The following is a 14,877-nucleotide window of genomic DNA, read 5'->3' on the forward strand; positions in this document are numbered from 1 at the left end:
GGGTCGATGCGGGTCTTGATCCGCTCATAACGCGTCGGGCCGGTGCGTTGGCTGAGCAGGATGGTCGCCAGACCCACGCCCGCCAGCACAGCCACCACCCCCGCCGTGATTCCGGGATGCTTGCGGACTTCATCCACGACGTTGAACTCACGATCCATCATGTCAGACCTCTCGGGAAGGAAACGGTTTCATCTAAGGGAGCGAGCTTCAGCACAAAGGGTTCCCTTCATCCGGTCAAGCTTGTCGCCGCCGCGCGCGGTCGTGACGCAGGCGACACGCCCTCCCCTTACCAAGCCGCCCGCGGCTCCCTATGTTGCGCCGCTTCCGACAGTTTTCAGGATTTCACGCCGTGACCGATCACGCGCCCGACGCCCCCATCGCCGCCCCGACGGACGACTTCGCCGCCGCCTTCCAGATCGAAGGCTGGCCGGTGCGCGGCCGCCTGGTCCGCCTGGGCGAAGCGGTCGACAAGATCCTGTCGGCCCACGCCTATCCCGAGCCGGTCGCCGCCCTGCTGGGCGAAGCCTGCGTCCTGGCCGCCATCGTCGGCTCGGCGCTGAAGTTCGACGGCCGCCTGATCGTTCAGGCCCAGGGCGACGGCCCGGTGCGCTACGTCGTCGCCGACTACGGCACGGACGGCCATCTGCGCGGCTTCTGCCGCTTCGACCCGGAAGAAGTGGCCAAGGCGTCGGAAGGCTTCGCCCGTCCGGGGGCCAAGACCCTGCTGGGCGGCGGCGTCTTCATCATGACGGTAGACCGCGGCGCCGACTTCGAACGCACCCAGGGCGTGACCCCCATCGAGGGCGAGAGCCTGTCGCTGTGCGCCGAACACTACTTCACCCAGTCCGAGCAGGTGCCGACCAAGGTTCGCCTGGCTGTCGGCGAGGTCGAAACCGACGCAGGCCGCACCTGGCGCGCGGGCGGGGCGATGATCCAGGTCATCGCCGGCGACGAGTCGCGCGGCTCGACCGAAGAAGTGTGGGAGCGCACCCGCGCCCTGTTCGCCACCCTGGGCGACGACGAGCTGATCGACCCGACCATCAGCGCCGAGACCCTGCTGTACCGTCTGTTCCATGAGGACGGCGTGCGGCTGGAAGGCGCCAAGGCCCTGGCCGCCGTCTGCCGCTGCTCAAAGGACCGCATCGCCACCGTGTTGCAATCCTTCCCGGCGGAAGAACGCGCCGAAATGGTCGAGGACGACGGCAAGATCCGCGTGACGTGCGAGTATTGCTCGACCAACTATGAGATCGACCCGGCCGAGCTGGAAACGGCCGAGGCCTGATCCCTCAGACCAGCATGAAGACGGCGTTGCCGTAGTTGTGCAGCAGGACCGGCAGCAGCACGCTGCCGGTCTTTTCGCGCAGCCAGACCAGCAACAGGCCCGCCAGCCCCGTCGTCGCCATCGGCGCCCAGTCGAAGGTGAAGCCGCCGTCCTGATAGCCCAGGGCGTGGGTCAGGCCGAACGCCAGCGCCGTCAGCGCCGCGCCCCAGCCCATTGGCGCGCCCAGCACGCGGACCGGCCGCCCGAACGCCTCGTTCAGCATCAGCAGCAGCACGCCGCGATAGAAGATCTCCTCGTCCAGCCCCGGCATGGTCAGTTGAAAAGCCAGGCTGTCTGCGTCGAACCCCTCGCCCGGCATCGCGATCGCCAGCCCAAGAAACAGCAGGACCAGCAGGCCCGACAGGATCAGCGCCCCCTTCAGCCCCTGCCGGTTCTGATGCAGGGTCAGGCCGCTGCGCCGCCACCCGACGATGGGCAGACTGGCGACCGCCAGGGACAGCAGGACGGCCAGCGTCTTGCCCTCCCAGTTCCAGCGCGAGGGACCGAAATCCAGCGGGATATGGCCATAGCCGCGCGTCAGCACGGCGTCATAGACCGCCATCAGCAGCAGAGCTGCGGCCAGCCAGCCCCAGCGCACCTTGCCGCGCGACAGCACGGCCGCCGCCCCGCCCGCCAGTGCGACCGCCCCGACCCAGCCCGACATGGCGATAATGGCGTCCGGCATGGCTTCCCTCCCCCGATGCGACGTCGTCGTTCAGAGGCGGCGGCATGGGCCAGCAGATGCAGATGAAGAAAAGTTAAGCTTCCTTCTCCCCTTGGGGGGAGAAGGGTCTAGTTGTTCAAATCCAGCGAATAGCCCGCCGAGCGCACGGTGCGGATCGGGTTGACCGTGCCTTCGACGTTCAGCGCCTTGCGCAGGCGGCCGACGTGGACGTCCACCGTGCGGGCCTCGACATAGACGTCCGAGCCCCAGACCGCGTCCAACAGCTGCTCGCGGCTGAACACCCGGCCCGGATGCTTGAGGAAGTGGTCCAGCAGACGGAACTCCGTCGGCCCCAGATGCACCTCGCGGCCCGCGCGGCTGACGCGGTGGGCGACGCGGTCCATGATGATGTCGGCGTGGTTCACCCGGTCATCGGCCAGACCCGGGCGGATGCGGCGCAGCACGGCGCGGATGCGCGCAGTCAGCTCCGTCATCGAGAAGGGCTTGGTCATATAGTCGTCGGCGCCGGTGTCCAGGCCGCGCACGCGGTCCGTCTCTTCGCCGCGCGCGGTCAGCATGATGATGGGCAGGTTGCGGGTCTCGGCCCGGCCGCGCACGCGACGGCAGACCTCGATGCCCGACAGCTTGGGCAGCATCCAGTCCAGCAGGATCAGGTCGGGGGTGCGTTCGTCGATCTGCAGCATCCCCTCCTCGCCGTCGGCGGCGACGGCCACGTCATAGCCTTCCTTCTCCAGATTGTACTGGAGCAGGGTGGCCAGGGCGTCCTCGTCTTCCATCACCAGAATATAGGGTTGCACGTCAGCCTCTCCGGTTCGTCGAAGTCGTCAGCGATGTAGGGGGATCAGTCGTCCGCCGCGTCGGGCGACGCAGACAGGTGCGGGGTCGGCGTCGGCTCTTCGCCGGGACCGGGCACGGCCTTCGGCCGCTCGCCCAGCATGTCCTCGCCCGTGATCTCATAGTGGACCGTCTCGGCGATATTGGTCGCGTGGTCGCCGATCCGCTCCAGGTTCTTGGCCATGAACAGCAGGTGGGTGCAGGCCGTGATCGTGCGCGGGTCGCCCATCATATAGGTGAGCAGTTCGCGGAACAGGGCGTTGTAGTGTTCGTCCACCTCGTCGTCGGTCTGCCAGACCGACAGGGCGCGCTCGATCTCAGAGGCCGTATAGGCGTCCAGCACGTCGCGCAGGCGGTTCGACACCAGCCGTCCCATCCGCTCGATCGAGCGGGTCAAGGGCTGCATCGGCTCGGCCTCGGCCAGGATCAGCGCCCGCTTGGCGATGTTCTTGGCCAGGTCGCCGGTCCGTTCCAGGTCCGAGGCTAGCTTCATCGCCCCCAGCGTCCGGCGCAGGTCGCTGGCGACCGGCTGGCGCAGGGCGATCAGGCGGATCGCCTTCTTCTCGATGTCGCGATGCAGGGCGTCCAAGCGGTTGTCGCGCTCGACCACCGCCTTGGCCAGAGCCACGTCGCGGCGCGCGACGGATTCGATAGCGTCCGCCACCTGGGCCTCGGCCAGGCCGCCCATGCGGACCACCTCGGCCGTCAACTGGTTCAGCTCGTCGCCGTAAGCCTTGACCGTATGCTGGTTCATCGTCGCGTCCTCAGCCGAAGCGGCCGGTGATGTAATCGAGCGTGCGCTTTTCGCGCGGGTTGGTGAAGATCTCTTCGGTGTCGCCGGTCTCGACCAGCTTGCCCATGTGGAAGAAGGCCGTGCGCTGCGACACCCGCGCCGCCTGGGCCATCGAGTGGGTGACGATGACGATGCAGTAACGCTCGCGCAGTTCGTCGATCAGCTCCTCGATCTTGGCCGTGGCGATCGGGTCCAGCGCCGAACAGGGCTCGTCCATCAGGATGACTTCGGGTTCGACCGCGATGGCGCGGGCGATGACCAGACGCTGCTGCTGACCGCCCGACAGGCCGGTGCCCGGCGAGTGCAGGCGGTCGGCGACCTCGTCCCACAGACCGGCGCGCTTCAGCGACTTCTGGACGATCTCGTCCATCTCGCCCTTGGTCGAGGCCAGGCCGTGAATCTTGGGCCCATAGGCCACGTTCTCATAGATCGACTTGGGGAAAGGGTTCGGCTTCTGGAACACCATGCCGACCTGGGCGCGCAGCAGCACCGGGTCGATCTTCTTGTCGTTGATGTCCGCGCCGTCCATGTCGATCCGGCCGGTCACGCGGGTGCCGGGGATGGTGTCGTTCATGCGGTTCATCGTCCGCAGGAAGGTCGACTTGCCGCAACCCGACGGGCCGATCAGCGCCGTCACCGTCTTGTCCGGAATCTCCAGCGAGACGTCGAACAGGGCCTGCTTCTCGCCATAGAAGACGCAGACGTCGCGCGCGGCGATCTTGATCGGACCCAGCGGGGCCGAGGCGTGAGCGCCGACGGCCGGGGCGGTCGACAGGGCGGCGGCTTCAGAGGGGGCGGCGCCGGTCGACGAGCCGTCGGGAGCGCGGAAGATGCGGGACTTCATAAGATTTACCACCGGCGTTCGAAGCGACGGCGCAGCAGGACTGCGGCGGCGTTCATGACGATCATGAAGGCGAGAAGGACAAGGATGGCGGCCGCCGTCCGTTCGTGGAAGGCGCGCTCGGACGCATTCTCCCAGATGTAGATCAGCGACGGCAGGGCGCCGACGGGCTCGTCGATGGCGTGCGGCACGCCCGGCACGAAGCTGATCATGCCGATCAGCAGCAGCGGCGCCGTCTCGCCCAGGGCGTGGGCCATGGAGATGATGGCGCCCGTCATCACGCCGGGCATGGCCAGCGGCAGGACGTGGCCGAACACCGTCTGGGTGCGGCTGGCGCCCATGGCCAAAGCAGCCTCGCGGATCGAGGGCGGCACCGCCTTCAGCGACGAGCGGGTGGCGATGATGATGGTCGGCAGGGCCATCAGCGCCAACACCAGACCCCCGACCAGCGGACTGGCGCGCGGCAGGTGCATGAAGTTGATGAACAGCGCCAGACCCAGCAGGCCGTAGACGATCGACGGCACGGCGGCCAGGTTGTTGATGTTGACCTCGATGATCGCCGTAATGCGGTTGCGGGGGGAATACTCCTCCAACCAGACGGCGGCGCCGACGCCGACCGGAATGGCGATCAGGGCCGTCACCATCAGCATCAGGGCCGAACCGACCACGGCGCCCAGCAGGCCCGCCAGCTCCGGCTGGGTCGAGTCGCCCTTGGTGAACAGGGCGGAGTTGAAGTGGGCGCGCACGGCGCCCGAGGCCTTCATCCGGTCCAGCCAGTCCATCTGCTCATTGGTGACGCGGCGCTGATCCTCGGGCTGATCGCGGGTGATCTTGCCCTTCAGATACATCTCGGCGTCGTCCGACAGCGGCGCGGCGACCGGCACGGTCTGGCCCAGCAGGCTGGGCTGGCGCGCGATCATCTTGGCGGCCTGGAACTTCAGCTCCGAGGACAGCAGGGCCTTCATGGTCGAGGCCTTGGTTCCCTGCGCGTCGTCCTGGATTCCCAGGCGGCGGATCTGCTGCTCGGCGACGATCTGCTCGAAATTGGCGCCTTGCGGATAGGAACGGTCGATCCGCGCCGGGTCCATGTAGACCGGCAGGGTCACGGTATGAGCGTAGAAGGCGGTGTAGCCCTGGGTGACGATGCTGCCCAGCAGGATCACCAGGAAGGCCAGAGCCACGCCGATGGCCGCACGGCCGTACCAGCGGAAGCGGGTCTCACGCGCATAGCGGGCGCGCAGGCGGCTTTTCAGACGCTGGGTGCGCGGGCTGACGCCGGTCGAGGGAGAGGCGGCGTCAGTCATACTGTTCCCGATAGGCTTGCACGATGCGCATGGCGACGATGTTCAGCATCAGCGTGACCACGAACAGGGTCAGCCCCAGGCCGAAGGCGGCCAGGGTCTTGGGGCTGTTGAACTCCTGGTCGCCGGTCAGCAGGGTGACGATCTGGACGGTGACGGTCGTGACCGTCTCCAGCGGGTTCAAGGTCAGCTTGGCGGCCAGACCGGCGGCCATGGTCACGATCATGGTCTCGCCGATGGCGCGCGACACGGCCAGCAGCAGGGCCCCGGCCACGCCCGGCAGTGCGGCGGGCAGCAGCACCTTCTTGATCGTCTCGGACTTGGTGGCGCCCATGGCGTAGGAGCCGTCGCGCAGCGACTGCGGCACCGCGTTCAGGATGTCGTCCGACAGGGAGCTGACGAAGGGGATGAGCATGATCCCCATGACCGCGCCCGCGACCAGGGCCATCTGGTTCTGCACCAGCGACAGGTAGAGGCCCAGATCGTTGAACGGCCCGCCGATCAGCATCTCGCCGATGCCGTTGAAGAAGACGCGCAGAGCCGGCCCAACGGTCAGGGCGGCGAAGAAGCCGTAGACCACGGTCGGCACCCCGGCCAGAACCTCCAGCGCGGGCTTGACCAGGGCGCGGGTCTTCTTGCCCGAATACTCCGACAGATAGACCGCCGAGAACAGGCCGATCGGCGCCGCCACCGCCATGGCGATGGCCATGATCAGGAAGGTGCCCGCGAACAGCGGCACGGCCCCGAAGGCGCCCGACGACCCGACCTGATCGGCGCGGATGGCGATCTGCGGGCTCCACTTGGTCCCGAACAGGAACTCGGTGATCGGCACCATGCTGAAGAAGCGCAAGGAATCGATCACCAGCGAGAAGATGATGCCGACCGTGGTCAGCACCGCCACCGCCGAACAGGCGAACAGGACGCCGGTGATCCAGCCCTCGACCTTGTTGCGCGCGCGCAGGTCCGGGCGAATGCGGGTGAAGACGAACAAGCCGCCCAGCACGGCGGCGATCAGGGCGGCGACGCCCCCGCCCCAGTCCAGGGCCGCGGCGATGCGGTGGGCGCGGCGGCCCTCGGCCGGCAGCTCCTCGGCGTAGGGCGCAGGCCAGATCTGGCGCGCCTCCTGCCCCGCCCCGACCAGACGGGCGTCGGCGAAGAAGGCTTCGCGGCGGAACGGCTCCAGCTGGGTGACGCTGTCAGGCGCGCCCGCCCGCATCATCTGCTGCTCGATGGGCGTGGAGAAGATCGAGGCGGCGATCAGCATCGCCAGGGCCGGAACACCGACCCAGATCAGGGCGTAAAGCCCGTGTTGGCCAGGACGCGAATGCGACTTCGCCCCCTGGCTCCGACGAACGGCCAAGGCCCGCCCGGCCACATAGGCCAGGACGGCGAAGGCGATCAGCAGCAGCAGGAAAATCCAGATCATCCGGTCCGATCAGCGCAGGAATCAGCAACGCGCCGGGTTCGGTGCGTTTCGGCCGGGAAACTGCCTGCGATACGTCAGCGGATTAAGACGGCTGGATGACAGTTCTGTTACGACGCCCAGCCGCAATGTCGCAGCTGCATGACGATCGTTCCGAATACGGACCTCACGCCTCGGATGCGGGAGCCAGCGGGAAACAGGCTGCGAAGATCGCTCCATGCCCCGGCGCGCTGTCCACTGACAGGCCGCCCCGGTGACGGATGATGATGTGGCGCACGATGGCCAGGCCCAGGCCCGTGCCCTGCCGATCGCCGCTCTTCTGACCCTCGACGCGATAGAATCGCTCCGTCAGGCGCGGCAGGTGCTCGCGCGCCATGCCCGGCCCGTGGTCGCGCACGGTGACAACGGCGTAGCGCTGGCCCGTCTCGCGGTCCGGGGTCGCCAGAGACAGGCGGTTGCCCTCGGCCATTCGCGCCGCCATGGCCTCGTCCAGGGTGCGGTCGATCTCGATGCCGACCTCGATGGTCCCGCCCGCGCTGGAATATTTCAGGGCGTTGTCGATCAGGTTCTGCACCACCTGGGCGATCTCGTCCCGATCGCCGGTCACAGCCGCGCCGCCGTGCGGCAGCTCAGCATGGATCGTCACCTGACGCTCGCGCGAGAGGACGCTGACCGCATCGACCACATCGGCCGTCGCCCGCGCCAGATTGACCCGCCCCAGGGGCGCGATGTGTTCGTTCAGCTCGATCCGGCTCAGCGACAGCAGATCCGCCACCAGCCGCCGCATCCGGTCGGCCTGCACCGCCATGATGTCGAGGAATTTGTCGCGCGCCTTGGGGTCGTCCTTGGCGTGGCCCTTCAGCGTCTCGATGAAGCCCGACAGCGACGCCAGCGGCGTGCGCAGCTCATGGCTGGCGTTAGCCAGGAAGTCGACGCGCATCTTCTCCATGCGGCGCACGTCCGTCTCGTCGCGCAGAGCCAGAAGCGCCAGCATCCCGCCGCCCCAGGCCGAATCCTCGCGTGCAGGCAGGGGTCGGATGAAGGCGCGCCAATGCCGTTCCTGAACGCCGCCGCCGACATAGTCGACCTCGGCTCCGACGCCGCCGAACAGGGCCTCGTCCACCGCCTCCAGCACGCGCGGCTCGCGCAGCACCGAAACCAGCAGCCCCCCGCCCGTCCCGTTCAGCTTGAACAGCTCGCGCGCCGCCGCATTGGCCAGGGCGATGCGGCGCCCGGCGATGTCGTCCGCCTCGCCTCCGCTGATGATCAGCAGCGGGTCGTCCAGCGCCTCGAACACATCGCCCAGCAGGGCCGCGTCCGGTCCCAGATCGACCCCGCCCGGCTCGAATTCCATCTCATCGGCGGCCGGCGGCGGATTGCGGTTCACCAACCAGGTCGCCAGCGCGACCGCGACGGCCCCCGCCGCCAGCCATCCGGCCAGTTCCGGCTTCATCACGGCCAGAACCGCCATCACCAGTATGGCCACGCCGCCGCTGGCGCCGGCCGTCCACAAACGGGACGACGCTGTAGGCGCAACGGGAGACGGAGAGTGATCGTAAGGCATTTCGACCGACGTTATCTCATTCTTCAGCAGCTCGACCTAGGTTGGTCCGTCGGCAGCCCGCTGAGTCGGCCGGTTCGACGCACGGGATGTGTAGCTTGGTTTCTTCACGGATTTACGGCGGAACGGTTTAGGGGCTGAGGGCGCATCATGTTGGACGGTGTTCTGAGCTGTCTGGTTGAACGCCACGACTGGCGAATCGCCGCTTTCGCCATCCTGGCCTGCGTTTTCAGCCTCGGCATCGCCTTGCTGCTGTCCGAGCGTGCGCGACGCCTGTCGCCCCGAGCACGCCGCGCCTACACCCTGTCCGCGCCCCTGGTCGGCGGATTGGGCGTATGGACCACCCATTTCATCGCCATGCTGGCTTACGACGTGGGCGTCGAGGTCCGTTACGACGCCCTGCAGACCTTCCTGTCGCTGGTGATCGTGGCGGCCGCCTTCTGGATCGGAATGCAGTTGCACCTGATCGGCCCGGCGGATGCGAAGCTGCGGCGTCGGTGGGGGCTGGTCGCCGCAGTCGCCGTCACAACCGGCGTCGCGGCCATGCACTTCGTCGGCATGGACGCCATGCGCCTGTCGGGCGCGGTGCTGACGTGGAATGCGCCGCGCGTCGGCCTGGCCGTCGCGGGCGGGCTGGTCCTGTTCAGCACGGTCGTCTTCCTGCCGCCCCTCGGCCGCTGGAAGCAGTTGGCCGCAGCGACCGCCCTGACCGCCAGCGGCGTCGCCTGGCTGCATTTCATCGCCATGACCGCCGTGAGCCTGACGCCTGCGCCCGGCGTGATCCTGCCCAGCGACGCGGCGAGCGCCCTCGTCGTCGCCCTGTGGATCGGCCTGGGCGTGACGTTGACCGTCGTCGTGGCGGCCTTCTTCACCGGCATGATCTGGTGGTCGCGGCGCAGCGTTCTGGGTCAGTTGCTGGAAGCCGTCCACGCCATGCCCGACGGCGTCAGCGTCTATGACGCCGATGACCGCCTGATCCTGTGGAACCAGCGCTACAGCGAGATCGCACCTCATCTGCAAGGCGTGCTCAGGCCCGGCGTCACCTTCCGCGAAGTATTGGAGGCCGGGATCAGAAGCGGCGTCTATCCCGACATCGTGGGCCGAGAGGACGCCTGGATCGAAGAGCGGCTGGCCTGCCGCCGCATCGCCACCGCCCCGCGCGAGATCAAGGTCGCCGACCGTTGGCTGCGGGTTCAGGATCGCCCGACCGTCGGCGGCGGCGCGGTCACGGTCTGCTCGGACATCAGCGACCTGAAACGCGACGCGGCCGCCCTGGCGGAAGCGCGCGATGCAGCAAACGCCGCCAATCGCGCCAAGAGCCGCTTCCTGGCCAATATGAGCCATGAGATCCGCACGCCCCTGAACGGCGTCATCGGGGTGGCCCAGGCTTTGACCCGCACGAAACTGTCACAGCATCAGCAGGAAATGCTTGAGCTGATCCAGTCCTCCAGCCGCACCCTCCAGACCCTGCTCAGCGACATACTGGATCTGGCGCGCGTCGAATCCGGGCGACTGGAGCTGAAGGAGGAACCGCTCGACCTCGCCCGGACGGTGGAGGAAGCCGCCCTCCTCTACGCCGCCGCCGCGCGCGACAAGGGGCTGCAGTTCATTGTCGAGGTCGCGCCTGAGGCGCAGCGTTGGATCTATGGCGACGCCGTCCGCCTGAAGCAGGTTCTGACCAACCTGGTCTCCAACGCCGTCAAGTTCACCGCCTCGGGCTTCGTCAGCCTGACCGTCGACGCCGTCCCGGCCGAGGCGCCCCAGACCTTGCGTTTCGTGATCCAGGACACCGGGATCGGCTTTGACGCCCAGACGCAGGCCCGGCTGTTCAACCGCTTCGAACAGGCCGACGGCGACATCACCCGCCATTACGGCGGCTCTGGCCTGGGCCTGGCGATCTGCCGCGAACTGGCGGCCATGATGGGCGGCGACCTGGGCTGCGAAAGCGAGCCGGGCGCGGGCGCCGCCTTCATCCTCAGCCTGCCGTTCAAGCCGGCTCAGGCGCCGCCCGTCCCGCTTCGTCCCGACCGGCAGGACGCCGACACAGCCTTCGCGGCCGAGGTCGACCAGGCGCCGCGCCGCCTGCGCATCCTGGCCGCCGACGATCACCCGACCAATCGCCGCGTCGTCGAGCTGATCCTGGACGGCGCCGTCTTCGACCTCGTCTCGGTCGAGAACGGAGCCCAGGCCGTCGAAGCCTACCGCGCCCAGACCTTCGACCTGGTGCTGATGGACATGCAGATGCCGGTCATGGACGGTCTGACCGCCGTCCGCGAAATCCGGCTGCACGAGTCCGTCCTGGGCCTGCCGCAAGTTCCCGTCGTCATGCTGACCGCCAACGCCCTGCCCCAACATCTGGACGAGGCCCTGGCCGCCGGCGCCGACCACCATATGGCCAAGCCCTTCAGCGTCGAAGACCTGTTGGCCATGGTCGCCGACCTGACCGCACAGACGCCTCAGGCCGCGGAAGCCGCGGCCTGAGGTCTCTTTCTTCCAATATCGAGGCGGCTCACTCGTAGCCGTGGGCCGCCTCGTTGATGACCTGGCTGGGCATGGTCGAGAAGTCCACGCTCAGCGGACGGACCGCCTTGGCCTCGAAGGTCTTGAGGACGTGCTCCAGACGGCGGCGCACCTCGCGCTCGGCCTCGGTCGATCCATCCAGCGCCAGCGGCGCCAGACAGAAGTCGATGATGGCTTGCGGACGGGTCATGGGCTCCATGTCGTTTCCTTTCCTGTGAGGCGTGGAACTCAGGCGGCGTGGAACTGGGCCGTCTCGGTCGAGTCCTTCAGGGCCGTGGTCGAGGACTGGCCCGAGGAGATGACCGTGGCGACATCATCGAAGTAGCCGGTGCCGACCTCGCGCTGGTGGCGCGTGGCGGTGTAGCCGGCGGCCTCATTAGCGAACTCGCGCTGTTGCAGCTCGGAATAGGCCGCCATGCCGCGATCGCGATAGCCGCTGGCCAGCTCGAACATGCCGTTGTTCAGGCTGTGGAAGCCCGCCAGCGTCACGAACTGGAACTTGTAACCCATGGCCCCCAGCTCGCGCTGGAACTTGGCGATGGTGTCCTTGTCCAGCTTGGCTTCCCAGTTGAACGAGGGCGAGCAGTTGTAGGCCATAAGCTTGCCCGGATGCTCCTTCTGAACCGCCTCGGCGAACTTCTTGGCGTCGTCCAGATCGGGGTGAGAGGTCTCCCACCACAGCAGGTCGGCGTATTTGGCGTAGGACAGGCCGCGCGCGATGCAGTGATCCAGACCCGTGCCCGGCTTCAGGCGATAGAAGCCCTCGGGCGTGCGGTTCTCGCGGTCGATGAAGGGGTGGTCCCGCTCGTCGATGTCCGAGGTGATCAGCTGCGCCGATTCCGCGTCCGTGCGCGCCACCGTCAGGGTCGGCGTGCCGCAGACGTCGGCCGCCAGACGCGCCGCGATCAGGTTGCGCTCATGCGCCTGGGTCGGGATCAGCACCTTGCCGCCCAGGTGGCCGCACTTTTTCTCAGACGCCAGCTGGTCCTCGAAGTGGACGCCGGCGGCGCCCGCCTCGATGAAGGCCTTCATGATCTCGAAGCTGTTCAGCGGGCCGCCAAAACCGGCCTCGGCGTCCGCCACGATGGGAGCGAACCAGTCGCGCTTGGCGCCGCCCTCGGCGTGCTCGATCTGGTCGGCGCGCTGCAGGGTGCGGTTGATGCGGCGGCACAGTTCCGGCGCGGCGTTGGCCGGATACAGCGATTGGTCCGGGTACATGGCGCCGGCCGTATTGGCGTCGGCCGCGACCTGCCAGCCCGACAGATAGATGGCCTTCAGGCCCGCGCGGACCATCTGCATCGCCTGATTGCCGGTCACGGCGCCCAGGGCGTTGATGTAGGGCTCGGTGTGCAGCAGCTCCCACAGGCGGTTGGCGCCGCGCTCGGCCAGGGTGTGCGTGACCGGCACCGAGCCGCGCAGACGCAGGACGTCTTCAGGCGAATAGGGGCGCTCGATGCCGTCGAAACGGCCGGCGGGCGAAGGAACCAGATCGGCGAAGGTCGTCATGTTCGTCTCGGTCTCGATAAGGCGCGGCCGCAGCCGCTGTCCCCAAGACTTGAACATGCATCCGTCACGAATGACACAGAGCTAGACGCGTAATTCAGGTCAAACAGTCACATCATGACACTTGCCTTGAAGTCACGATGTGACATGATCGCGCCATGAACGCCGCCGCCGATCGCAAGCTGTTTCTGGGCGGCCGCCTCAAGCGGCTGCGGCGCGAACTTGACCTGTCGCAGACGGCGATGGCGGCCGACCTGGGCGTCTCGCCCTCCTACCTGAACCATATCGAGCGCAACCAGCGCCCCGTCTCGGCCCAGCTTCTGCTGCGCCTGGCCGAAACCTATGACGTCGACCTGAGGAACCTCGGCCAGTCCGGCGGACCGGCGTCAGAGGCGGAACTGGCCGAGGTCTTCGCCGATCCCCTGTTCCAAGGGCTGGCCGTGCCGCGCCACGAGATCATGCAGCTGGCCGAGGATCAGCCCGCCGTCGCCGACGCCGTGCTGCGCCTCTATCGCGCCTTCACCGACCGCCGGGTGCGCGACCGGGCCGAGGTCGAGGCGGGCGGCGGCGCCGCCCCGACCGACAGTCCTTCGGAATGGGTGCGCGAATACGTCCAGTCCCGTCACAACCACTTCCCCGACCTCGATGCCCTGGGCGAGGCCCTGCACGACGCCCTGCGCGCCGAAGCCCCCGCCCCAGACGAAGGCTTCGAGGCCCTGGCCCGCGCGCGCCTGTTCGCCCGCCACGGCCTGACGGTCCGCACCCTGCCCGCCGAGGTCATGGTCGAATGGACCCGCCGCTTCGACCCGCACCGGGGGCGCCTGTTGCTGTCCGATGCGCTGGGCCCGTCCTCGCGCGCCTTCGCCGTCGCCAATCAACTGGCCCTGATGGAGCACGGGCCTGAGCTTCAGGCCCTGACCGAGGCGGCGAACGCCCCCGACGCCCCGACGCGCAACCTGCTGAAGGCCTCGCTGGCCAACTCCCTGGCCGCCGCCGTGCTGATGCCCTACGCCGCCTTCCAGCGCACGGCCGAGGAAACCGGCTATGACCTGTCCCGGCTTCAGGCCCGCTTCGGCGTCGGCTTCGAACAGGTCGCCCACCGCCTGACCACCCTGTCGCGGCCGACGGCGCGGGGCGTGCCCTTCTTCCTGATGCGGGTGGATCAGGCAGGCAATGTGTCCAAGCGTTACGCCTCCGGCGCCTTTCCCTTCTCGCGCTTCGGCGGCGCCTGCCCGCGCTGGCGGCTGCACTCGGCCTTCCGCACGCCGGGCCGCATCGTCACCCAGATCATCGAGACGCCCGACGGCGGCCGCTGGTTCACCCTGGCCCGCACTGTCGACCGTCAGGGCCAGGACGCCTTCACCGAGGGGCATGACCTCGCCATCGGCCTGGGCTGCGAGCTTCGCCACGCCCACCGCCTGATCTACGCCCGCGGTCTGGACCTGCAGAAGCCCGAGGTCACCCCCATCGGCCCGGCCTGCCGCCTGTGCGAACGCCACCCCTGCGCCGAACGCGCCGCCCCGCCGGTCGGCCGCGCCCTGACGGTGGACGACTGGTCCAAGTCCGTCAGCCCCTATCCGTTCGCCTAATCTCCCCTTCTCCCCTTGTGGGAGAAGGTGGCCGAGCGAAGCGAGGTCGGATGAGGGGTCTCTCAACCGACAGTGCAACCCCTCATCCGGTCCTCACGGACCACCTTCTCCCGCAAGGGGAGAAGGAAAGTCAGTGCGCCAGCATCAGCGCCACGGGCGCTTCGTTCAGCAAGGTCTGCGTCACCCCGCCGAAGATCCACTGCCGCATCCGCGCATGCCCCCAGGCGCCGGAGACCATGAGCCCCGCCCCCATTTCCTCGGCGCAGTCGATCAGCCGCCGCCCGCCCGAGCGGTCGTCATGGGCGCGGGCGTCCGGTTCAGCCGCGACCCCGTGCCCCGCCAGCCAGCGTACGACATCCTGCGTCCGCAACCGGGCGCCGTCCATGTCTTCAGGGTCGCACAGCTCGACCACCCGCACCCCGTCGGCGCGCTTCAGCAGGGGCAGGGCCGCCTGCGCCGCCAAACGGCTCTCGCGCGTGTCGGTCCAGGCCAGCAGCGCCGGGGCA

At 68.2% G+C, this 14,877-nt stretch carries 13 protein-coding genes; 3 read left to right on the top strand and 10 right to left on the bottom strand.

Going from position 1 to position 14,877, the window contains the following annotated elements; translation table 11 throughout:
- Window positions 1–349: 349 nt before the first annotated feature.
- Window positions 350–1,282: an Hsp33 family molecular chaperone gene (locus BDIM_RS11180; protein WP_040346899.1), complete on the top strand. Its 933-nt coding sequence runs from the start codon at window positions 350–352 to the stop codon at window positions 1,280–1,282.
- A 4-nt stretch (window positions 1,283–1,286) separates the two neighbouring features.
- Here BDIM_RS11180 and BDIM_RS11185 read toward each other — a convergent pair whose 3' ends face one another.
- The 7 genes from BDIM_RS11185 to BDIM_RS11215 form a co-directional block, all read right to left on the bottom strand.
- Window positions 1,287–2,006, bottom strand: a complete 720-nt coding sequence (locus tag BDIM_RS11185) for a CPBP family intramembrane glutamic endopeptidase, BDIM_20840 family (protein ID WP_003165710.1) — start codon at window positions 2,004–2,006, stop codon at window positions 1,287–1,289.
- 107 nt (window positions 2,007–2,113) lie between these two features.
- Complete coding sequence (gene phoB / locus BDIM_RS11190; protein WP_003165711.1) at window positions 2,114–2,803, bottom strand: phosphate regulon transcriptional regulator PhoB; 690 nt, start codon at window positions 2,801–2,803, stop codon at window positions 2,114–2,116.
- 44 nt (window positions 2,804–2,847) lie between these two features.
- The gene (gene phoU / locus BDIM_RS11195; RefSeq protein ID WP_003165712.1) at window positions 2,848–3,594 is read right to left on the bottom strand and encodes a phosphate signaling complex protein PhoU; all 747 of its coding nucleotides are present in this window, start codon (window positions 3,592–3,594) and stop codon (window positions 2,848–2,850) included.
- Between the two features lie 10 nt (window positions 3,595–3,604).
- Window positions 3,605–4,477 carry a phosphate ABC transporter ATP-binding protein PstB gene (gene pstB / locus BDIM_RS11200; RefSeq protein ID WP_003165713.1) on the bottom strand — a complete coding sequence of 291 codons (873 nt, stop codon included), beginning with the start codon at window positions 4,475–4,477 and terminating at the stop codon, window positions 3,605–3,607.
- Between the two features lie 5 nt (window positions 4,478–4,482).
- Window positions 4,483–5,778: a phosphate ABC transporter permease PstA gene (pstA, locus tag BDIM_RS11205; protein ID WP_003165714.1), complete on the bottom strand. Its 1,296-nt coding sequence runs from the start codon at window positions 5,776–5,778 to the stop codon at window positions 4,483–4,485.
- Window positions 5,771–7,201 carry a phosphate ABC transporter permease subunit PstC gene (gene pstC, locus BDIM_RS11210; RefSeq protein ID WP_003165715.1) on the bottom strand — a complete coding sequence of 477 codons (1,431 nt, stop codon included), beginning with the start codon at window positions 7,199–7,201 and terminating at the stop codon, window positions 5,771–5,773. The genes pstA and pstC overlap by 8 nt, the downstream gene beginning before the upstream one ends.
- 163 nt (window positions 7,202–7,364) lie before the next feature.
- Window positions 7,365–8,762 carry a sensor histidine kinase gene (locus BDIM_RS11215; protein WP_040345853.1) on the bottom strand — a complete coding sequence of 466 codons (1,398 nt, stop codon included), beginning with the start codon at window positions 8,760–8,762 and terminating at the stop codon, window positions 7,365–7,367.
- Window positions 8,763–8,909: 147 nt separating this feature from the next.
- Between BDIM_RS11215 and BDIM_RS11220 the strand changes: the two genes are divergently transcribed.
- Window positions 8,910–11,240 carry an ATP-binding protein gene (locus BDIM_RS11220; protein ID WP_003165717.1) on the top strand — a complete coding sequence of 777 codons (2,331 nt, stop codon included), beginning with the start codon at window positions 8,910–8,912 and terminating at the stop codon, window positions 11,238–11,240.
- Window positions 11,241–11,268: 28 nt separating this feature from the next.
- Here BDIM_RS11220 and BDIM_RS11225 read toward each other — a convergent pair whose 3' ends face one another.
- Window positions 11,269–11,478, bottom strand: a complete 210-nt coding sequence (locus BDIM_RS11225; protein ID WP_003165718.1) for a hypothetical protein — start codon at window positions 11,476–11,478, stop codon at window positions 11,269–11,271.
- A 29-nt stretch (window positions 11,479–11,507) separates the two neighbouring features.
- Window positions 11,508–12,785 (bottom strand): isocitrate lyase, encoded by a 1,278-nt coding sequence (gene aceA / locus BDIM_RS11230; protein ID WP_003165719.1) that lies wholly within the window; start codon window positions 12,783–12,785, stop codon window positions 11,508–11,510.
- A gap of 155 nt (window positions 12,786–12,940) precedes the next feature.
- Here aceA and BDIM_RS11235 point away from each other — a divergent pair, with 155 nt between their 5' ends.
- The gene (locus tag BDIM_RS11235; protein ID WP_003165720.1) at window positions 12,941–14,371 is read left to right on the top strand and encodes a helix-turn-helix domain-containing protein; all 1,431 of its coding nucleotides are present in this window, start codon (window positions 12,941–12,943) and stop codon (window positions 14,369–14,371) included.
- A gap of 130 nt (window positions 14,372–14,501) precedes the next feature.
- On the opposite strand, the gene BDIM_RS11240 is transcribed toward BDIM_RS11235, so the two are convergent.
- Window positions 14,502–14,877, bottom strand: a 376-nt coding sequence (locus BDIM_RS11240; protein ID WP_169312144.1) for a universal stress protein, incomplete at its 5' end; no start/stop codon positions are given.

This window comes from Brevundimonas diminuta ATCC 11568 (assembly GCF_000204035.1).
GTDB lineage: Bacteria > Pseudomonadota > Alphaproteobacteria > Caulobacterales > Caulobacteraceae > Brevundimonas > Brevundimonas diminuta.